The organism is Brevundimonas sp. 01N35 (genome assembly GCF_056399785.1).
In genome coordinates this window covers 182,726-205,082 of the sequence record NZ_JBFTRZ010000003.1, presented here as the reverse complement: position 1 = coordinate 205,082, position 22,357 = coordinate 182,726, and the positions used below count along the sequence as shown (strand labels likewise).

Genomic DNA, 22,357 nt, shown 5'->3' with positions numbered 1-22,357 from the left:
GATAGGAAACCGGTATCAGTTCATATCCTGCATCGGTTCATGCCTTCTTCGGATTGGCGTGCATCGATCTCGTGAACCTATCGTCATTATGCGAGATCGGGTGACCGGCGCGCGGCGCGAGGCTCCTCGGATCACGCGCCCCATAGAGAGATCCGCGAAACGCGGGCGATTAGGGAGGGAGAGGCGATGCGTTCCAAGCATGGATTCCAATTTGCGTTGAAGGCCGGGGTGTCTGCGGTCGCCGTACTGGTGGCGAGCGCTGGCGGCGCTCATGCGCAGTCGGCCGGCGCGGCGGGCCAAGACGACCCCACGACCCAGGTCGATGAAGTCGTCGTCACCGGCTTCCGAGCCAGCCTGCAGGGCGCCATCAGCGCCAAGCGCCGCGAAAGCGGCGTCGTGGATGTCATCAAGGCCGAGGACATCGCCGACTTCCCCGACCTGAACCTCGCGGAATCGCTGCAGCGCGTTCCGGGCGTCACGATCACCCGCGCCAACGGCGAAGGTCGCCAGATTTCGGTGCGCGGCCTGGGTTCCGAATACACCCGCGTCCGCGTCAACGGCATGGAGGCCATCGCCACCACCGGCGGCACGGTCAACTCGGGCGGCACCAACCGCTCGCGCGGGTTCGACTTCAACATGTTCGCGTCCGAGCTGTTCAACAGCCTGACGGTGCGCAAGTCGGCCTCGGCGGACGTCGAGGAAGGCTCGCTGGGCGCCACGGTGGACCTGCAGACTGCGCGTCCGTTCGACTATCGCGAGCCGACGCTCGTGGTCGGGGTCCAGGGCAGCTACAACGACCTGGCGCGCGACGTGAAGCCTCGCTTCACCCTGCTGGCCTCGGACACCTGGATGGACGGCAAGTTCGGCGCCCTGTTCTCGGCCGCCTACGAGCAGCGTCACATCCTGGAAGAAGGCGCCAACATCACGCGCTGGACCTACGGCGGCGCGAACGGGGGGTTCAATGCGGCCTCTACGATTGATGGTTATACGATCGGTCAGATCAACAGCACCAACTATCAGGGCGCTTCGCCGACCGCGCTCTATCACCCGCGAATCCCCGCCTACGTCCAGTACGACCACAACACCGAGCGTCTGGGTCTGACCGGTTCGCTGCAGTTCAAGCCCGACGACCAGACGACCCTGACGCTGGACGTGCTATATTCCGACGTGAAGAGCACGCGCGACGAGGCGCAACTTCAGGCCATCGGCTTCAGCCGCGCCGGCACCGGCAAGCCGCAGACGATCATTCGCTCGGGTACCGTCGAGGGACGTAACATCGTCAAGGGCGTGTTCGACAAGGTCGACGTGCGCACCCAGTCGGCCCACGACGAACTGCAAACCCAGTTCCAGCAATATACCTTCACCGCGACGCGTAACTGGACCGACCGGTTCCGCTCAGGCTTCATCGGCGGCTATTCGCGGTCGGAGTTCACCAACCCGGTCTCGACCATCGTCACCTTCGATCGGGCCGACACCAACGGCTTCTCCTACGACTTCACGTCGCGGATGCCCAAGTTCGACTTCGGCTTCGACCTGACCAACCCGGCCAACTGGTCGATGATCAACGGCACGTCGGAAGTCCGCATCCGTCCCAACGCCGTGACCAACACCTTCACCACCGCCAAGGCCTATGGCGAGTGGGACGCCAACGAGCACATCACTCTGAAGGCCGGTCTGGACTATCGTCGTTTCGGCTTTGACTCGTCCGGCCAGACACGCGCCACGGAAACCGTTGTCCAGACTCTGACTGCGGCGCAACTGGCCGACGTGTCGCGGGTCTTCTCTGGCTTCGGACGCAACCTCGGCCTGCCGGGCGGGGTCGCTACCAGCTGGCTGGCGCCCGACCTGAACAAGTTCATCTCGACCTATAACATCTATTCCAACACCGGCATCTACGCGATCAGCGATCAGACTAACCAGGCGCGGGGTCAGAACGTCACGGTCCATGAGAACGATATCGGCGCCTACTTCCAGGCTGATTTCCGCTTCGACGCCTTTGGCTTGCCGTGGCGTGGCGACGCGGGCGTGCGTTATGTCCTGACCGAGCAGTACTCGGACGGCTATGCGCTGGTCGGCAACGCCATCCAACTCGCCCGGGCGCGCCGCGACTACGACATGTGGCTGCCTTCGGCCAATCTGGCGGTGGACCTGACGGATAACGTGGTGGCTCGCCTGTCGGCGGCCCAGACCATCTCGCGTCCGTCGATCAGCAGCCTGACCCCTGGCAGCGACATCAGCATCCAGGGCTCCAACCTGAGCGTCTCGTCGGGCAACCCCAACGTCATGCCGACCAAGTCCGACAATGTGGACGTGTCGCTGGAGTGGTATCCGGACGCGGACAGCTTGTTCTCGGTGGGACTCTTCTACAAGAAGATCAACACCTTGGTTCAGACCCTGCCGCAGGACATCCCCTTCAACCAGACGGGCCTGCCTCTGTCGTTGCTGGATGGCACGGGGGTCGCCCCCACCGCAATGTTCCGCACCACCCAGCCGATCAACACGGACGGGGGCAATCTGACCGGCTTTGAGATCAATGCCCAGAAACGCCTGAGCTTCCTGCCCGGCTGGATGGAGAATTTCGGAGTCCAGGCGAACTACACCTTCGTGGACTCCAAGGTCGAGTATCGGACCTCGCCCCTGCCCAATACGCCGGTGATCGAAGACACCTTGCTCGGCCTTTCGAAAAACGCCGCCAACTTCACCCTCTACTACGAGACCGACAAGTTCAGCATCCGGGGCTCGGCCGCCTATCGTCAGGGCTATCTGACCCAGGTGCCGGGCAACGACGGCAACAGCGTCCACGGCACCAACGAGACCCTGAACTTCGACGTCCAGGCCTCCTACAACATCAGCGACAAGCTGAAGGTCAGTGTCGAGGGCATCAATCTGACCGACGAGTTCAACGACCAGTACGTCGACGCCAGCAATCGCCTGAATGTTCGCAGCCACACCGGTCGCCAGGTCTTCGTGGGCCTGCGTTACACTTTTTAAGCGGGCTTCCTTCTCCTGTCCCGCGCTTGACGCCGTCCCTCAATGAGGGGCGGCGTTTTTTTAGTTGCCCGACAGCCCTATGAAGCGGTGCGCGAGTGTGAGGTATCGCTCAAATCCTGCTCCCGCACCCAAAATAACAAGAACCCCAGGGCCAAAATCCTGGGGTTTTTCGAGGATCTACGGCGTGGTGATGCTGAGCTTGTGGGTCGTGCCGTAGAGTGAAGGGCTGATCAGGGTGTTGGAGCCCAAGTTCACACGGAAAGCGAAGAAGAAGGTCGAGTTCGCCGGATAGCCGTTGAGCGCAGGGGTGGTGCCGCTGCGGCTCCTTCGTTGTCAATACGTATAGAAATATGTCGTGTTCACGCGTTTTTACAGCAGTTAAGTTGTTCAACGTTTTAAGAATACTTAAATTTTGTCGGTTTCTGGATCGGTGTCGGTTGGCTGGGAGTGAAATATAATTACGTAAAAACAAATCGCTACATGGATTTTGTGCAATCGAGTGGGAGTGAGGGGCGGCGGGCCCGCTGAGATAGTCTCCATATAGGGGCTTTGTTGACGATAGAGCGACTTTAGGCGCCTGCGGCCGGTTCGACCCGCGACTTCACGGTATTAGATTTGCGGTGTTGGCGTCGGTGTCTGACGCAATTCAGATTCTTGGAGCGTCCGCTCCGGTCACTCGGTCTTCACCGTCATCCGCATGGGGTGATGCAACTTTAGCCGTTTCTTGTCGACTTGGCCCGGTAGGTATTGGCGTCGATATTATGCCGCTTGAGCTTGTCGTAGAGTGTCTTGCGCGCCACCCCGAGCAGGGCCATCGCCTCGGTCATGTTTCCCAAGGTGGACTGGAGGGCTTCGCTGATGATCAGGGCTTCGTAGGCGTCGATGCGGTCTGTCAGCGGCGCGTGCCCAAGAGGGGCGGTTCCACCGTTGGCGGCAGGAAGGTCCAGCACGGCGCTGACGGCGAAGTTGCGCAGTTCGCGCACATTGCCGGGCCAGTCATGCTCCACCAGTCGCCGGCGAACGTCGTCTGACATCGTGTAGTCCTTGACGCCAATTCGCTTGGCCGCCTGCGCGGCGAAGAAGGCGAAAAGGGGGAGGATGTCCGACCGACGTTCCCGCAGCGCCGGCACGCGCAGGCGCACGACGTCCAGTCGGTAGAACAGGTCTTCGCGGAAAGCGCCCTTCTTCACCGCTTCGTGCAGATCGCATTTGGCGGCGGCGACCACATGCAGATCGACCGGCCGCGGTTCGCCTCCACCGAGAGATGTAACCTCGCGTTCCTCAAGTACCCGCAACAGTTTGACCTGCAGAGTGGGGCTCATGCTGTCGACTTCGTCCAGAAACAGCGTGCCTTTGTCGGAGGCTTCGATCCGGCCGACGTGCTGAGGCTGGCGATAGCCGGAGCGATCAGGCGCGTGGCCGAACAGTTCGGCTTCGGCGAAAGCGTCGGGAACGGCGCCGCAGTTGACGGCGATGAAGGGACGACCTCGCCGGCGGCCGAGCCGATGCAGCAGCAGGGCGACCAACTCCTTGCCGGTGCCGGTTTCCCCTTCGATCAGGACGTCCAGATCCGCCTTTGCGACGTGGGAGATCGTTTCCCGCAAGCGAACCATGACGGCGCTGTTGCCGATCAGGGGGCTGTCCGTATTGATGACGGCTGCGGCGGCGACGCGAAGAGCGCGGTGCTCCATCGCGCTGCGTCGGCTCTCCAGGGCCTGGCTGGCGGCACCGACCAGCCGCTCCAGCGGAAAGGGCTTTGTCAAAAAGTCGAAGGCACCGTCCTGAAGCGCCTGCACAGCCATGGGGATGTCGGCGTCGCCGCTGATCAGGATCACGGGGATTTCGGAATCGATGGTGCGGATGCGCGCGAACAGCTCCAGCCCGTCCATGCCCGCCATGCGAATGTCGGTCACGACCACGCCGGGGAAGTCGGCGTTCAGCATCGCAAGCGCCTGTTCCGCATCGGCGCACGGCCAGACGGTCAGATCGGCCAGTTCCAGGGCCTCGGTGATGGCGCGCCTGAGGGCGGCGTCGTCCTCAACGAATAACACCGGCGCAAGGCGGGGCTGGGGCGGGGGCAGGGGCTCGGTCATGCGCGTCTCAAGGTGATGCAGAATGCGGCCCCGCCCAGCCGCGAGGGGGCGGTTTTCAGGCTGCCGCCGAACTCGCGAGCGATGTCGCGCGCGATGCCCAGGCCGAGGCCCAGACCTTCCGGCTTGCTGGTGATGAAAGGGGTGAACAGCGCACCGGTAACATCGCCGCTGAAGCCGGGTCCGTTGTCGTGAACCATGACGCGGACGGTGTCGGCATCGTCCGCTTCGACATCGATGGCGATGCGAGGGGAGGCCGTTTCGTGAAGCGCTTCCACGGCGTTCTGAACCAGATTTATGAGAATCTGCTCCAGTCGGATGCGGTCGGCCGTGACGAGGATAGCGGCGTCCGGGCTGTCCAGGCAAAGGGTCACGCCAGCCGCGCGGATGCCGTCTGAGATTAGCAACAGGGCGCCTTCGATGGCCTCGTTCAGATTCACGGCCTGGATGGCGGGCGTGCCGCGTCGCGCAAAGCGACGCAGTTCGGTGGTGATCTTTCCGACGCGGTCCACCAGTTCGACAATGCTGCCCAGATTGCTCTTCGCGCGGCTCAATTCGTTGCGGTCGAGCAGGCGGCCAGTGTTTTCGGCGTGGGCGCGAATGGCGGCGATCGGCTGATTGATTTCGTGGGCGACGCCGGTGGTGACCTGTCCTATCAGGCCGAGACGATTGGCCTGGGCCAGTTCTTCACGCGCCGCGCGCCAGCGACCGTCGGCGGCCATCCGGCGCTGGGATTCCGATTTCAGGCGCTCATTCACCTGACGCAATTCGGCGGTCCTAAGCGAGACTTCATCTTCGAGCATCTGCTGCATGTCGGTCTGGGCCAGCCGTCGCATGTGAACGCGCCAGAAGAGGGCGAAGGCGAGCGCGCCGACGATGATGGCGCTGAGCACCGTCAGGCGCGCGCCGCCAGCGGCGCGGGCGCGAGCGGGCTCCACCGGCTCGAAATGCACGAGGCGGGCGCCCCTAAGCGCCACTGGCGTTTCGGCGGTGCGATAGGGGGCGTCCCTGACGGAGAAGCGCAGATCTCCCCCAGCGTCCGGGCGCAGATTCACACGATCCAGGGGCTGGGATCCGAACTGCATCGTGCGGCGAATCTCATCCTTCTCGGCCGCCGTGGCGAGACGGGTGGCGCGAAAGCGCCAGGGTTCGTGTCCGGTGATGATGACGACGCCGTGGGACTCGATGATCGCCGTGCGGCCGCGTTCGCGCGCCCACTGTGTCTCCAGTTTGGAGAAATCGATCTTAACGACGATGACGCCCAGGGCCTTGCCCTGTTCATCGATGCGGCGCGCGACAAACAGACCGGAGCGGCCGGTGACGGAGCCGACGGCGAACAGTTCCGCCTCTCCATCGGCCATTGCGCCCTGGAAATAGGGACGGAAGCTGAAATTCTCGCCGACGAAGCTGCCGGCCTGACGCCAGTTGCTGGCCGCCAATGTGTCGCCTTCGCTTCTGATCACATAGATGGCCGCCGCATCGGTCCTCTGGGCCAGAAGCTCGAGCTTGCCATTGAGGCGATCGATGGCGTCGGGCGCGCCGCTGGCAAGAACGGAATGAACGTCGGGGTATTCGCTCAACACCAGCGGAAGTAGACGGAATTTCTGCAATTCGCCCGCTAGCACGCGCGCGTGCTTCTCCGCCTGATCACGGGCGGCCGCATCCGTTTGCTTGCGGGCGACATCGTCGATCCATTGCGCCGAAAACCAGATAGCGAGAGCCGCCGCCCCCGCCAGCCCAGCGGCGGCGATGGTCAGAGCTCTATGTCTCGGAGTCAGAACGTGTGACAGCATTGTATAGAAACACATACAGTTTGTCACATTGTATGTGCATCATTCCATACGGTCTATGGTCTTATTGTGTCTGGCCGGCGTCTAAAAATGGTCAATGTAAACAACTGTGTTTTCACTATTTCAATCGGTCGTCGGACTTTTGTTTCTAGGTGTAGCTGTCTCCGCCAGAGTGTTTGAGGAAATGCGGCCTCTTGCGCCGTATCACGACAGAAGGCGGCGATTTTTCATATGCTCAGCCATCATAAGTCTTCGGGCTCAAACTTTGCGGCGACGCCGGGCGCCGAATCCGCTCCCCTGCGGGCTGCGCGCAAGGTGGGCGATCCGGTCGAAGTCGGGGGCATGACGCCGGCGCGCCGGCTGCGCAACATTGTCGGCGGATCGGCCGGGAACCTGGTCGAATGGTTCGATTGGTACGCCTATGCAGCGTTCGCGCTCTATTTCGCTCCGGTCTTCTTTCCCAGCGACAACTCGACCGCCCAGCTATTGAGCGCGGCGGGGGTGTTCGCCGTCGGTTTCCTGATGCGTCCCGTGGGCGCCTGGGTGATGGGGGTTTATGCCGATCGAAAGGGAAGAAAGTCAGGGCTGACCTTGTCGGTCAGTCTGATGTGCGCCGGCTCGCTGCTGATCGGCTGCACGCCCGGTTACGCCGATATCGGCATTGCGGCGCCGGCCCTGCTGTTGTTCGCGCGCCTGATTCAGGGGCTCAGCGTCGGCGGCGAGTACGGATCGTCCGCCACCTATCTCTCGGAGATGGCGACGGCCAAGAACCGTGGCTTCTGGTCCAGTTTCCAGTACGTGACCCTGATTTCAGGCCAACTTCTGGCTTTGGTTCTGTTGATCGTCCTGCAGCAGACGATGAGCGCGGAAGCCCTGGCAGGATGGGGATGGCGCATTCCCTTCTTCGTGGGCGCCGGCCTGGCTGTGGTGGTCTTCTGGCTGCGTCGCCGACTGGACGAAACGACCGCGTTCAAGGCTGAAGATACGCGCGCGGCGCCGCGATCCAGCGCCCTGCTGCTGATCCTGAAGCACCCGAAGGAGGCGCTTCTGGTGTTCGGCTTAACGGCCGGCGGCACCTTGGCCTTCTATACCTACACGACCTACCTGCAGAAATTCCTGGTCAACACCTCGGGCTTTTCGAAGGAGGCGGCGACCCAGATCAGCGCCGCCGCCCTGTTGGTGTTCATGCTGTTGCAGCCCGCGGTGGGGGCCTTGTCCGACCGGATCGGTCGGCGGCCGGTGATGATCGCGTTTGGCGTCACGGGAGTGCTGTTCACCGTGCCGATCATGTCGGCGCTGGCGGTGGTCGACAACAGCTTCACAGCCTTCTGGCTGGCTCTGGCGGCCCTGATCATCGTCTCTGGATACACCTCCATCAATGCCGTGGTGAAGGCAGAGTTGTTCCCGGCGCATATCCGCGCCCTGGGCGTCGCGCTGCCCTATGCGCTGGCCAACGCCATCTTCGGCGGTTCCGCAGAGTACGCGGCCCTATGGTTCAAATCGGAAGGAAACGAAAGTGTATACTTCTGGTACGTGACGGTGATGATCGGAATATCACTAATAATCTTTGTATGCATGAAGGATACGAAGTTTAACAGCAAGATTATCCATTAGATAAAATATCTATAAGTGCCTTTAGCTATGAATGTATTTCTTGTTTTGTCTGTGATGTGGATTTGACGCTCGCGGCAAAGGTCTCTTTGTCGGAGCTTTCTGGAGGGGTGGACTATGTCGAGCCGGGGTAACGCCGCGTATCTTAAGATGATGGCTATGGGGTCAGTCAGCGCGCTGAGTCTCATCGGCCCCGCCGCCATAGCCCAGGAGCGGCCTGTCAGGGCCGAGGCCGAGCAGGCGGGAGCGACCGAAGTGGGCGAGGTGATCGTCACTGGCCTGCGCGGCAAGCCCAGGACGGCGATCGAAAGCCCCACACCGATCGATGTGTTCAATTCAGAGCAGTTGACCCAGGGCGCCCAGACTGGCGTTTTCGAATCCATTCGCTATCTCGTGCCGTCGTTCAACCTGCCGTCGCGGGCCGGGGGCGGCAGTTCGACCGTCATCGCCACCGGATCGCTGCGGGGGCTAAACCCCGATCAGACGCTGGTGTTGGTCAATGGCAAGCGTCGTCACAGGACCGCGCTGATCAACTCGGTGTCGACGCTCTACAACGGCTCTGTCGGCGTTGATCTGAACATGATCCCGTCGGCCTCTATTTCCCGGATCGAGGTGCTGCGTGACGGCGCCGCCGCCCAGTATGGTTCGGACGCCGTCGCTGGCGTCATCAACGTCATGTTGAACGACAGCGACAAGGGCGGGCAGATCTCCGTCAGCCACGGGCAAAATTTCGATCGGCAGGACGGCAAGTATCTGACGGTGGACACCAACCTCGGCCTGTCGCTGGGCGAGCGCGGCTTCGCCAACCTGTCGTACAGCTATGTTGACCGCGGCGCGTCGAACCGCGCTGAGCGGATCGCGGACACCGTGCGCCTCTATCCGCTGGTCGGCGGCCAACCGGACCCGCGAGAGAAGAGCATCGACCGTCTGGTGACGACCAACTACGGCGCCATGCCCCAGGAATCGAATGTCTTCGGTCTCAACGCCGAGTATCGCCTGAACGAGGACGTCGAACTCTATACCTTTGGCACCTATGGCAACCGCGTCTCGGATCTGAACTGGACCTTCCGTCCCGCGACCAACGTCCTTTCCCTGCCCGAGATCGCGCCAGACGGCTTCCGGGCGCAGACGGTCATCAAGGACGAGGACTATGAACTGGTCGGCGGAGCGCGCGGCGTCGCCGGCGGCTGGGACTGGGATCTGTCCACCAGCTACGGGACCAGCATCTCGGACTGGGAGAACAACAGCTTCAACGCCAGCTTGGGCCCGAGCAGCCCGCGCCACTTCTACATCGGTCAGTTGCGTTCGGCCGAATGGGTCAACGCCCTGGACGTCACGCGCGGCTTCGAGCTGGAAGGCGCGGGCGACCTGCAGGTGTCGTTCGGCCTCCAGCACCGTTGGGAAAGCTACGAGATCGGGCAGGGCGACCAAGCCAGCTGGATTCAAGGCGCCTATGTCCGGCCGGTCGGTCAGCCCGGCGCGGGCCAGATTTTGGCGCCTGGCGCGCAATCCACGCCCGGCTTCCGTCCTGAGGACGAGGCTGATGTCAGCCGCAACAACTATAGCGCTTACGGCGAACTGGGTTGGAACCCGACCGAGCGCTTCTATCTGGGCGGCGCCGTTCGCTACGAAAACTTCGACGACGCGGCGGGCGATACGACGATCTTCAAGGTCAGCAGCCGCTACGAGTTTACCGATTGGTTCGCCGTTCGCGGCTCGTACAATACCGGCTTCCGCGCCCCCAGCTTGGCCCAGCAGGCCTATTCGGCGACCACCAGCCAACTGCGTGACATCGCGGGCAACGGCATTCTGGTGCCGCTGCGGCTGAAGAATCTTCAGGTCTCGTCGCCTGAGGCTATCGCCCTGGGCGCCAAGCCGCTGACGCCGGAACTGTCCAAGAATGTCAGCGCCGGCTTCACCCTGACGCCGTGGCGCAACTTCGCCCTGACGCTCGACGCCTATCAGATCGACGTGGATGACCGCATCGCGGTGACGACCACCTTCTCGCCGCTGGATACGCGCCTTTCGGCGGACGGCGTGACCACCATAGGCAAGCAGTTGCAGAAAATCCTTGTGGCCAATGGCCTCTCGCCGGACGTCAGCGGCCAGTACTACACCAACGCCATCGACACTCGGACGCGCGGCGTTGATATCGTCGCCACCTACAAGCTGCCGACGGACGGCTTCGGCGACTTCGACTTCAGCCTCGGCTACAACCACAACAAGACCGAGATCACCGGCATCATCGCCAACCCGCCTGAGTTGTCGGCGCTGGGCAATATCGTCATCTTCGACCGCAGCAAGCAGGCGGCCCTGACGGAATCCCTGCCGAAGTCTAAGATATCGCTGAATACGAACTGGTCTCTGGGGCAGGTCAGCGCCAATCTGCGGGCGACGCGTTTTGACGGCTTCGTCACGCGCAACGCCACCAACCCCGCTCAGGACCGGACCATCGAGGCGGACTGGATCGTGGATGCGCAGGTCAACTACGACCTGACGGAAGCCTTCCGTATCAGCGCCGGGGTCAACAACCTGTTCAACACCTATCCCACGCGCGTCGATGCGCCGTCGGCGGACCTGGGAACTAACATGTACAGCGGTCTGGCCCCGTTCGGCTTCACCGGCGGATCCTGGTTCGTGCGCGGCGTCTACAAGTGGTGATGAAAGGGGGCGTCGCCGGCTCGGCGGCGCCCCTCTTCTTTTGCGTTCGGGGAGAGAAATCATGCTGATTATTCGTCGTCGGTTCATGGGCCTGGCTGCGGCCGTCCTGGTCAGCGTCGCCTCGGGACCAGTGCTGGCCCAGGCGGCCGCTCAGGCTGCGGGCGCCGCAACGACGCCCGCCTTCGCCGCCTTCAAGCCGAAGACCAATGAGATCCTGTGGGACACCTATGGCGTCCCGCATGTCTATGGCGTGGACAAGCCCTCGGTTTTCTACGGCTATGGCTGGGCCCAGGCCCAGAGCCACGCCAGCGCGATCATCCGCCTGTATGGCGAGGCGCGCGGCAAGGGCGCCGAATACTGGGGGCCTGAATACGAGGAGACCTCGGTCTGGCTGCTGACCAACAGCGTCCCGGCCCGCGCCCAGAGCTGGTACGACCAGCAGGAGCCCGAGTTCCGCGCCAACCTCGACGCCTTCGCCGCCGGCATCAACGCCTATGCCGCCGCTCATCCCGAAGCGATCGCCGAGGATGTCCGTCAGGTTCTGCCCGTGTCGGGCGTGGACGTGGTGGCCCACGCCCACCGTCTGATGAATTTTGTCTATGTGGCCTCGCCCGGAAAGACTCTGGGCGAAGGCGATCCGCCGGACCTGTCCGAACAGGGCTCCAACTCCTGGGCCGTCGCGCCGCGGAAGACCGCGGACGGCCATGCCCTGCTGCTCCAGAACCCGCATCTGCCGTGGGCTACGGATTACTTCATCTATTACGAAGCCCATCTGACGGGGCCGGATTTCGAAATCTACGGCGCCACCCAGATCGGTCTGCCGATCGTCCGCTTCGCCTTCAACCAGCAGATGGGCATCACCAACACCGTCAACGGCATGGTTGGGGCGACCAACTACAAGCTGGCGCTCAAGGACGGCGGCTATCTGTTTGACGGTCAGGTGCGTCCGTTCGAGACGACCAGCACCACTTATCGCGTGCGCCAGCCTGACGGATCTGAGCTTGAGAAGCCGCTGGTCATCCGCACCACCATTCATGGTCCGGTGTTTGACCGTGCGGATGGAACCGCCGTCGCCGTGCGCGTGGCGGGTCTCGACCGCCCTTATATGCTGCAGCAGTATTTCGACATGGTGACGTCCAAGGATTTCGGGACCTATGAGACGGCGCTGAAGCGTCTGCAGGTGCCGACCTTCAACATCGTCTATGCCGACCGCGACGGCCATATCGACTATACTTTCAACGGCATCGCGCCGCGCCGCGCCGAAGGCGATCTGGCCTTCTGGTCCGGCCTCGTTCCGGGCGATACGTCGCGCTACCTGTGGACCGAGACCCACCCGCTGGAGGATCTGCCGCGCGTCACCGACCCGGTCGGCGGCTTCGTCCAGAACGCCAATGATCCGCCCTGGGTCGCCAGTTGGCCGGTGACGATGAAGCCCGATGACTACCCGTCCTATCTGGCGCCGCGGACGCCTGAGTCCTTGCGGGCCCAGTACGCCGTGCGCGCCATCGCCGAGACCGACGACATCTCCATGGACAAGTTCGTCCAGCTGAAACTGGGCCAGGACGCCGTCATGGCCGACCGCGTCCTGCCGGACCTGATCCCGGCGGCCTTGGCCGATCCCGACCCCGAGGTTCAGGCGGCGGCCCGTTTGCTGGCCGGATGGAACCGCACTTTCGACGCCGACAACCGCGCGGGTCTGCTGTTCGAGGAATGGGCGCGCCTGTTCGCCGGGCCGACCTTCGCAGGGCAGGGCGGCTACGCCGTCCCCTGGTCTGAACAGCGACCTATCAGCACCCCGACCGGTGTCCGCGACACGGCTGCCGCCGTCGAACAACTGAGGCGCGCCATCGCTGTGACCAAGCAGAAGTACGGCGCGGTCGACCGGCGTTTCGGCGACGTGTCGCGCTTCATCCTCGACGGCGTCGATGTGTCGGGCAGCGGCGGGTTCGGCAACCTGGGCGCCTTCCGCGTCATCACCTGGTCCGACCTGAACGCTCAGGGGGTGCGCACGCCGAACCATGGCGAGACCTGGGTGGCGATGATCGAGTTCTCGACGCCGGTGAAGGCCTACGGCCTGATGAGCTACGGCAATGCGCGCCAGCCCGGCACGACGCACCACAGCGACCAACTGGAAATGCTGTCGAACCAGCAGTTCCGCGAACTGTGGCTGCGTCGCGATCAGGTTGAAGCGAACGTGGAAGAACGGACGGCGTTCGCGCCTTCGACGATCCAAAGAAGGACGAGTCGATGAGAGGTTATCGTATGCGGAACTGGTGCAAGTACGGCGCGACCATACTGACGCCGATGGTGCTGGCGGCGACGGCGGTTCACGCTCAGGAACCGGCCTTCACCTCGATCCAGCCGGAGACGTTCGGTGTCGTCGGCTCGCTTTCGACTGCCTGGGCCGACTTCGACAATGACGGTGATCTGGATTTCGCCGTCTCGCTGAAGAGCGGCGAGGTTCGTCTCTATCGCAATGACGGAGGCGTTTTCGCCAACATTGGGGGTGAACTAGGCCTGCCGACCGGTGGGGACGAAATTCGCGGCCTCAGCTGGGGCGATTTCGAGGGTGACGGCTTTGTCGATCTGCTGGGCGGGTCGAACGTCGTGCCGGTCGTGCCGGGCCAGAACCGCTCCTATGTCTGGAAGAACGACGGGGGCAAAAAGTTCGTCGAGGTCGCGGCTGACATCGGCCTGACCATTCCCGAACGGATCAGCCGTCAGGCCAACTGGATCGACTTCGACAATGACGGCCGGCTGGACCTTTACGCCTCCAACCGTTCCGGCCCGAACCAGCTTTATCGCAATGAGCGCGGCCATTTCGTCAAAGCTGGAGGCGAGGGTGGCGTGAACGATCTGCGGCCCACGGTCGGCAGTTGCTGGTTCGACTATAACCGCGACGGCAGGCTGGACCTGATCCTGGCCAACCAGTCGGGCGCGACGGACGCCCTTTGGCGCAACGACGGCGGCGGCGTCTTCGTCGATGTGGCCCCGGCTCTGGGCATGGATCAGCCCGGCCGCGACCGCAGCGAAGGCGGCGTCGGTTGCGCCATCGGCGACTACAACAATGACGGCTATTTCGATGTCTTCGTCGCGGTCTATGGGGCCAACCTTCTGTATCGCAACAACGGCGACGGCTCCTTCTCCCAGGTCGCGGCCGAAGCCGGCGTCGACAACGACGGGCACGCGGTCAGCGCCGCCTGGGGCGACTATGACAACGACGGCCATCTCGATCTGTTCGTCGCCACCTATGAAGGCGAGCCGGGGTCGCAGACGCCGCTGAATCTGCTGTACCACAATGACGGCAACGGCCATTTCACCCAGGTCCTGACCAAGGACAGTCTGCTGAACGCCGCCGATCACAGCGTCGAATTCGTGGACTACAACGCCGACGGCGCGCTCGATCTGGCGGTGACGCGCGGCTATGGCCCGGTGGGCGGCCATTTCCTGTTCCGCAACGACCTGAACGCCGAGGCCCGTGCGCGCAGCCTCAGCGTCCTGGTTCTGGACGCCTCCGGCCGTGTCGTCGTGCCGGGCGCGGAGGTCCGGCTGTTCGACCAGGCTGGCAAGATCGTCGCCTCGCGTCAGGTTCCGACCGGCGGCGGCTACAACGCCCAGAGCGCCATCCCCGTCCACTTTGGCCTCAAGACGCTGGAGCCCCTGACGGTCGAAGTCACCTATATGAGCCCGAGCGGGCCAAGGGTGCAGAGAGTGACGGACGTCGATCCCGGCGCCTATATCGGCAAGTCGCTCAAGGTGGTCAGGACGGACTGAGGATCGTCCCGGTCGGACGTCAGGCCTGACGTAAAGGACACCGACGCGCGGGCCTCGGTGTCCACGCCCAGCGAGAAGACGTCGGGGCGGGAATAATCCGGAGCCTTTCGGCACTTCGTAGCTCGAACTAAGTCACTGACTTATAAGGTAAATGTCTTCTCCGCCTCTCGATGCCTTTCGAGGGGCAGCGATCCCAGGCGTCGGTCCTTCTGACGGTCTTCCTCCCATTGCCTGCCGAGACTCCGCCTCATACCGTCATAGGCCTGCAGGCGTCCTGACGTCGGCGCTTGAAGGCGGCCCAGCGCTTTGAGCATTTCGCCCAGCGCCGGATGAATCATGCGCCCCATGGCGGACAGCCCGCGCAGCGTTGACCGCAACGGCCCAGGAGCATGTCCGCGCTGGCCTCCCGTGCCGGATTGCGCCGGCGTGCGGCCTGGGTCGCCGGGAAGTCTGCAAAAAACATTCACACGCGTGAGAGTTAGTATTGACCAATGTTCGCGGACGAGCCAGCTTGGCTGAAGAACGCTGGCGGGAATGATCGGCGTCTGGGGAGAGAGCAAATGAAATCGTACATGATGATGTCCGCCTGCGTGTCGGCCCTGGGTCTGGCGATGTCGGCCATGCCGGCGGCGGTTCTTGCGGAAGAGCAGGCGCGTGCGGCGCCTCAGGATCCGGCCGTGACCGACGTCGGCGAGGTCTTGGTTACGGCGACGCGCCGGGCGACGCGCCTGCAGGACGTGCCGATCAGCGTCACGGCCTTCTCGCAGGAGCAACTGACCGCCAAGGGGATCGTCGGCTACGAAGGGCTGGCGCGCGAGACGCCGGGCGTCGTGCTGAACAAGCCGACCGCCAACTTCAACAACTTCACCGCGCGGGGCGTGGCCACCAACGGCTATAACGCCAACCTGCAGAGCACGGTCGCCATCTACATCGACGAACTGCCGATCTCGACCATCGGCAACACCACGGTGCTGGACCCGACCCTGTTCGACGTCGAGCGCGTCGAATTTCTGCGCGGACCGCAGGGGACGCTGTTCGGTTCGGGCTCGCTGGCAGGCGCGCTTCGCATCCTGACCAAGGCGCCGGTGCTGGATGAGTATCAGGCGGGCACCCTGGTCGATTTCGGGATGACCGGCGCGGACTCCTTCCGTCAGCGCTACAACGGCATGATCAACATCCCGCTGATCGAGGACAAGCTGGCGCTGCGCGTCGTCGCCTTCCACCGTGACGAAGAAGGTTACACCGACAACCTCGGCACCGGGATCACCAACTCCAACACCCTGATCAACAGCGGCGTTCGCGGCTCGATGCTGTGGAAGCCCGACGACCGCCTGTCGGTGCGCCTGACGGGATCGTACGAATATAGCGAGCCTAAGGATTCCGGCCTGATCAACCCCCTGCTGGGGCGCAACAAACGCGTGTCGGATCGGCCGGATCTGTTCGTCGGCGAGATGACCACCGCGAACGCCACGGTCGAGTACCAGTTCAACGGCGCCAAGCTGACCAGTTCCTCGACGCTGTCGCAGTTTGACCAGAAATTCTACGTCGACCTGGCCGGCACCTTCGGCGGCGCCATCGCCTTCGCCCTGGACGCGGACGGCTATCAGAAGACCTTCGTCGAAGAGCTGCGGCTGGCGTCGGATGCGGGCGGCAACATCGACTGGGTGGTGGGCGGCTTCTATCTGAAGCGCCGTTTGGACGTGGACTACTTCTATCGGTCGTCGCCCGAGTTCCTGGCCGCGCGCGGCATCACCGGCCTGCCGGACGAATATTACCAGCGCATGGGCGTGAACATCGAGTCGCATGAGTTGGCGGCGTTCGGCGAACTGACCTACCGCTTCAACGACGACCTGTGGGTCACGGGCGGCATGCGCTATGGCGACATGGCGGCCCAGGGCTTCACCGAGGCGGGCGGCTATAACAGCAACTATCTGATCATGGCGCTGTTTGGCCTGTCGGGCCCAGTCACCATCACCCCCATCGACGCCGCCGAAGGGCTGAAGGCCAAGGGGTCCAAGCCGTCGTTCAAGGTCAGCGCCTCGTGGCGGCCGAGCCCGGCGGTGACGACCTACGCCACGGTTTCGACCGGCTTCCGCACCCCGATCATCAACGGCTACGGCGGCCGACCCAGCCTGGTCGATCCCAACGACCTCATCATCCCGGACGGCGCCACGTCTGACGACCTGACCAACTATGAGTTGGGCGTGAAGGGCCGCTTCCTGGGCGGTCGGCTGTACGCCAACCTGGCCGCCTACTGGATCGACTGGAGCAATATCCAGGTTCAGGCCAACCGCGTGTCCGACTCGGTGCAGTTCGCCACCAATATCGGCGCGGCCGAGAGCAAGGGGCTGGAGTTCGAACTGCGGGCCTTCCCGATGACGGGCCTCAGCCTGGGTTTGAACGGTTCGTTCAACAGCGCCAAGGTGACCAAGTTGACGCCGGAGGAGGCCGCCATTTCCGGCGCTGTTCCCGACGCTCGACTGGCCAGCCCGCGCTTCCAGGGTGCGGCCAGTGCCGACTACACTTTCGACCTGCCCTATGGCGCGGCGGGCAACGCCTCGGTCGTGGTCCAGCACGTGGGCTCGTTCCCGGGCATGTTCCCGAACGTGCCCGGCCGGCCCGGGGTCCAGCAGGCGACCTACGGCTTCACGGAGTCCTATTACAATGTGAACGCCAGCTTCGCGGCCTCGCGCGAGAATCTGACGCTGGGCATCTATGTCGAAAACCTGTTCGACGATCACTCGATCACCTACGTCCACCCGGAGGCCTTCCTGGCCAACCGGTTCGGCACCATGCGCCCGCGCACGTTCGGCGTGCGTCTCGGCTATGAGTTCTGACCATGAGGGACGCGAATGTCTCGCTGATGCACGGGGTCGAACAGACCCCGCGCAAAGGCGCCTGGCTGGTGCTGGGCATTCTGTGCTTCGTCTATGTCCTGAACTTTCTGGATCGGCAGTTGCTGTCGATCCTGGCCAAGCCGATCCAGGATGATCTGGGGGTCACCGACGGCCAACTGGGTCTGATCAGCGGGCTCTATTTCGCGCTCTTCTATTGCATCATCTCGATCCCGGTCGCCTGGCTGGCCGATCGGACCAATCGGGTGAAGGTCCTGTCCATCGCCTGCGGCCTGTGGAGTCTGGCCACGGTCGCCTGCGGCATGGCTTCCACCTATCCGCAGCTGGTGCTGGCGCGGATGACGGTCGGGGTAGGAGAGGCGGGCGGCGTGCCGCCCTCCTACGCCATCATCACCGACTATTTCCCGCCCAGCCTGCGCGGTCGGGCCCTGGGTCTGTTCAACCTCGGTCCGCCGATCGGCCAGTCCCTGGGCGTCGCCTTCGGGGCCGCCATCGCCGCCGCCTACGACTGGCGACTGGCCTTCATCATCCTGGGCGTCGTCGGCGTCGTCGCCGCCTTTGTGGTGTTCTTTGTCGTTCGCGAACCCGAGCGGGGCGGACTGGACGTCCAGCCGGTCAGGGTCGAGGCGACGGCCGCCGCCGACGAAGCCGCCTTGGGCTTCTGGCCGACCTGCAAGATGTTCTGCACCAATCCGACCCTGATGCTGGCGGCTCTGGGCAGCGGCGCCAACCAGTTCATCACCTATGCGACGCTGAATTTCGCCACCCTGTTCCTGATGCGCGAAAAGGGCATGACCCTGGAACAGATCGCCGTCTTCTACGCCATCCTGATCGGCGTCGCGATCTGCGGCGGCATGTATGTCTCGGGCCGGATGCTCGACGTGATGAAGAAGAAGTCCAAGGCGGCCTACGGTCTGCTGCCGGGCGTGGCGCTGATCCTGGCCATTCCCTGCTTCGTCGGCTTCGTCTGGGCGCCGACCTGGCCGGTGGCCCTGGCCTTCATGGCTCCGCCCCTGTTCCTCAACTATTTCTACCTGACGCCCTCGGTGGCCCTGATCCAGGAAGAGGTGAAGCCGCGTCAGCGGGTGCTGTCGGGCGCCATCCTGCTGCTGGTCATGAACCTGCTCGGCCTGGGCCTCGGCCCGACCTATCTGGGTCTGGCCAGCGACTTCTTCGCCCGGACCAATCCCGAGCATTCGCTGCAGATGGCCTTCTACACGCTGACGCCCTTCTACGTGCTGGCGTCGGTCCTGTTCCTGATCCTGGCGCGTCGTCTGGGTCGGGAAAGCAAGGGAGTCGCGGCATGAAGACGACCATGATGCGGGGGCTGAGCCTAGCCGCCCTGCTGGCGGGATCAGCCGGGTCTGCGGCCCTTGCCGGGACGGTGGTTCAGGCGCCGGCCGGTCCGGTGCAGGGCGTCGTTCGCGAGGGCGTAGCGGCCTACAAGGGCCTGCCCTACGCCCAGGCCCCGGTCGGCGCCCTGCGCTGGCGGGCGCCGGCGGCCCTGCCGGCCTGGGCCGAGACGCGCGACGCCGGCGAATACGGCGCCGCCTGTCCCCAGCCCACGTCGCGACCCGGCAGCATCTACGCCTCGGTCCTGCCCAAGATCGCCGAGGACTGCCTGTTCCTCAACGTCTGGACGCCTGAAAGGGCCGAAAAGGCCCCGGTCATGGTCTGGATTCATGGCGGCAGTCTGGTCACCGGCGCCGGCAGCGAGGGCATGTATGACGGCGCGGCTCTGGCGGCGCGCGGCATTGTGGTGGTGACGATCAACTATCGTCTCGGCGTGCTGGGCTATATGGCCCATCCCGAACTGAGCGCTGAGAACCCCGAGGGTCTGTCGGGCAATTATGGCCTGCTGGACCAGGTTCAGGCTCTCAAGTGGGTACGCGACAATATCGCGGCCTTCGGCGGCGACCCGGAAAACGTCACCATCGCCGGAGAGTCGGCGGGGGCGCTCAGCGTCATGTACCTGATGGCGTCGCCTCAGGCGCGCGGTCTGTTCCGCAAGGCCGCGGCCCAGAGCGCCTATATGATCTCGACGCCCGAACTGCGCGGTTCGAGCCACGGCGAGGCCTCGGCCGAAGATGGCGGCCGGACGTTGTCGCAGGGGCTGAAGCGCGATGTCGCCGGTCTTCGCGACATGGACGCCCTGGAGCTGGTGGCGGCTGCGGCGGCCAACGGCTTTGCGCCGTTTGGCGCGGTCGACGGCAAGGTGCTGCCGCGCCAGTTGGTCGAGACGTTTGATCGCGGCGAGCAGGCGCCGGTGCCTGTGCTGGCCGGCTTTAACGACGGCGAGATTCGCTCCTTGCGCTTCCTGGCCCCGCCGCCGCCCGCGACGGCGGCGGATTATGAGGCGGCGATCCGCGCCCGCTACGGCGATCTGGCCGAGGATTTCCTGCGCCAGCATCCGTCCTCGGACATGGGCGAGAGCGTTCAGACGGCTGTACGGGACTCTCTCTATGGCTGGACCGCCGAACGGCTGGCGCGCAAGCAGACCGACCTGGGACAGCCGGCCTATTTCTATCATTTCGACCACGGCTATCGCACGGCGGACGAGATGGGGCTGCACGCCTTCCATGCGGCGGAAATCCCCTATGTCTTCGGCGCCTTCGATCGGACGCCGGTCGCCTGGCCGCGTCCGTCCCTGACGATCGGCGAGGCGCGCCTTAGCGAGGCCATGGCCGAATACTGGGTCTCCTTCATTCGCACCGGCCGACCTATGGCCGAGGGGGAGGCCGAGTGGCGTCCCTATGGCCAGGAGCGGAACTACGTGGCGTTCGAGGACGTCCCGCGGTCCGGCCGCCATCTGGCGCCGGGCATGTATGAGTTGAACGAAGACGTCGTGTGCCGCCGCTTCAAGGCCGGCGGGGTTCCGTGGAACTGGAACGTCGGCCTGTGGGCGCCGGAAGGAATGCCGAGTAAATGCTGATGACCGACGGGGACGTTCAGTCCTTTCCCCTGACGCTCGACAAGTTCCTGGATCACGCCGCCAAGTGGCGTCCGAATTCGGAGGTGGTCACGGCCCGGGACGACGGCTCCGTCGCCCTGATCGGCTACGCGGGCTTGCGGGCTCGCAGCGTGAAGATCTCAGGCCTTCTTCGCCAGTACGGCGTCGAGCAGGGGGGGCGTGTCGCCACCCTGGCCTGGAACACGCAAGGCCATGTCGAGGTCTGGTACGCCATCATGGGCATGGGCGCGGTTTGCCACACGTTGAACCCCCGTCTGACGGCCGAACAACTGTCGTCCATGCTGGAGCAGTCGGGCGCGCGGATCCTGTTCGTTAGTCCTGATCTCGCGCCGTTGGCGTCGCGCATCGCATCGCTGACGCCCCGACTTGAGCGAATCCTGGTGCTGGACCTGGACAAGGGCTTCGACGCGCCGGAAAGCGCGGCGGACATTCGTTTGCTGGAGCCGCTTCTGGCCGATGCGCCGAACGATATGGTCTGGGGACAGTTCCCTGAAACCGCGCCCAGCGGCCTGTGCTTCACCTCGGGCACCACGGGCGCGCCCAAGGGCGTGACCTACACCCACCGTTCCAGCTTCCTGCACACCTTGCGGCTGCTGCAGGCCGACGGCATGGCCGTCACGGGACGCGACAGCGTGCTGGCGGTCGTGCCGATGTTTCACGCCAACGCCTGGGGGCTGCCGTTTGCGACGTCCGCCGTGGGCGCGAAACTGGTTCTGCCGGGGCGGCGTCTCGACGGCGCCAGTCTTGCGCGCCTTGTAGCGTCGGAACAGGTGACGGTCGGTGTCGGGGTGCCGACCGTCTGGCTGGCGCTGCTGGAGCATGTCGAGGAGACGGGCCTTGAGCTTCCGCCCCTCGAACGGATCATCATGGGCGGCGCACCCCTGGCCCCGGCCCTGATGGAACGGATCGAGAAGCGCCTGGGCGTCCTCATCCAGACCAGTTGGGGCATGACCGAGTTGTCGCCGTCAGGCACGGTGGCGCCGCCGCATGATCAGCGCCGCTCGGCCCATTTGTCGGGGCGCCCGGGGATCGGGATTGATCTGCTGCTGACGGACGAGGCGGGACAGGCCTTGCCGGAACAACGCGGGGCCGAAGGGCATCTGAAGGTGCGCGGAGCGACCGTAGTCCGCCGGTATTTCGGTCAGGATCAGGACGCTGTAGACGTCGACGGCTGGTTCTCGACCGGCGATCTGGCGCGCATCGATGCGGACGGCAATCTGACCATCACGGGCCGGGCCAAGGATCTGATCAAGTCTGGCGGAGAATGGATCAATCCGGCCGAGATCGAGGCCGTCGTCGGCGCCCTTCCGGGCGTGGCGCTGGCTGCGGTCATCGGGCGGTCTGATCCCAAGTGGGGCGAGCGGCCGATCCTGCTGGTCGAGGTTTCCTCAGAAGCGCCGGCCGATGACGAATCCCTGCTGGAGCCCTTGAAGGGCAGGGTGGCTTCGTGGTGGATTCCCGACGCCGTCTATCGGCTGGAACGAATGCCTCTGGCCGCGACCGGCAAGATTGATAAGCTGAAGTTAAGAGCCGATTACGGCGCGCGTTGACCCAGTATCCTTTTCCTCGCCCTGAACAGGTCACCGAACGAGTTCCCTTGCCCCAGTCTGCCAA

At 64.1% G+C, this 22,357-nt stretch carries 11 protein-coding genes; 9 read left to right on the top strand and 2 right to left on the bottom strand.

Annotated elements, in window-relative coordinates:
- Positions 1-186: 186 nt before the first annotated feature.
- Positions 187-2,991, top strand: coding sequence for a TonB-dependent receptor (locus AC1DJ5_RS04190; RefSeq protein ID WP_441455938.1), 2,805 nt, complete (start codon positions 187-189; stop codon positions 2,989-2,991).
- A gap of 713 nt (positions 2,992-3,704) precedes the next feature.
- On the opposite strand, the gene AC1DJ5_RS04185 is transcribed toward AC1DJ5_RS04190, so the two are convergent.
- Both AC1DJ5_RS04185 and AC1DJ5_RS04180 read right to left on the bottom strand, forming a co-directional pair.
- Positions 3,705-5,084: a sigma-54-dependent transcriptional regulator gene (locus AC1DJ5_RS04185; RefSeq protein WP_441455936.1), complete on the bottom strand. Its 1,380-nt coding sequence runs from the start codon at positions 5,082-5,084 to the stop codon at positions 3,705-3,707.
- A complete protein-coding gene (locus AC1DJ5_RS04180; protein WP_441455934.1) occupies positions 5,081-6,874 on the bottom strand; it encodes a sensor histidine kinase in 1,794 nt (597 codons plus the stop codon). The genes AC1DJ5_RS04185 and AC1DJ5_RS04180 overlap by 4 nt, the downstream gene beginning before the upstream one ends.
- Before the next feature lie 339 nt (positions 6,875-7,213).
- Between AC1DJ5_RS04180 and AC1DJ5_RS04175 the strand changes: the two genes are divergently transcribed.
- The 8 genes from AC1DJ5_RS04175 (at position 7,214) to AC1DJ5_RS04140 (ending at position 22,293) form a co-directional block, all read left to right on the top strand.
- Positions 7,214-8,485 carry an MFS transporter gene (locus tag AC1DJ5_RS04175; protein ID WP_477019856.1) on the top strand — a complete coding sequence of 424 codons (1,272 nt, stop codon included), beginning with the start codon at positions 7,214-7,216 and terminating at the stop codon, positions 8,483-8,485.
- 156 nt (positions 8,486-8,641) lie between these two features.
- Positions 8,642-11,143, top strand: coding sequence for a TonB-dependent receptor plug domain-containing protein (locus tag AC1DJ5_RS04170; protein WP_477019784.1), 2,502 nt, complete (start codon positions 8,642-8,644; stop codon positions 11,141-11,143).
- Positions 11,144-11,204: 61 nt separating this feature from the next.
- Entirely contained in the window at positions 11,205-13,394 is a 2,190-nt protein-coding gene (locus AC1DJ5_RS04165; protein WP_441455930.1) for a penicillin acylase family protein, read from the top strand.
- The gene (locus tag AC1DJ5_RS04160) at positions 13,391-14,917 is read left to right on the top strand and encodes a CRTAC1 family protein (protein ID WP_441455928.1); all 1,527 of its coding nucleotides are present in this window, start codon (positions 13,391-13,393) and stop codon (positions 14,915-14,917) included. The genes AC1DJ5_RS04165 and AC1DJ5_RS04160 overlap by 4 nt, the downstream gene beginning before the upstream one ends.
- Positions 14,918-15,477: 560 nt before the next feature.
- Complete coding sequence (locus AC1DJ5_RS04155; protein ID WP_477019783.1) at positions 15,478-17,754, top strand: TonB-dependent receptor; 2,277 nt, start codon at positions 15,478-15,480, stop codon at positions 17,752-17,754.
- A 2-nt stretch (positions 17,755-17,756) separates the two neighbouring features.
- Positions 17,757-19,079 (top strand): spinster family MFS transporter, encoded by a 1,323-nt coding sequence (locus tag AC1DJ5_RS04150; protein WP_477019782.1) that lies wholly within the window; start codon positions 17,757-17,759, stop codon positions 19,077-19,079.
- On the top strand, positions 19,076-20,704 hold the full coding sequence (locus tag AC1DJ5_RS04145) for a carboxylesterase/lipase family protein (protein ID WP_477019781.1): 1,629 nt from the start codon (positions 19,076-19,078) through the stop codon (positions 20,702-20,704). Before AC1DJ5_RS04150 ends, AC1DJ5_RS04145 begins: the two co-directional genes overlap by 4 nt.
- Complete coding sequence (locus tag AC1DJ5_RS04140; protein ID WP_477019780.1) at positions 20,704-22,293, top strand: AMP-binding protein; 1,590 nt, start codon at positions 20,704-20,706, stop codon at positions 22,291-22,293. Before AC1DJ5_RS04145 ends, AC1DJ5_RS04140 begins: the two co-directional genes overlap by 1 nt.
- The last annotated feature ends 64 nt before the right edge of the window (positions 22,294-22,357 follow it).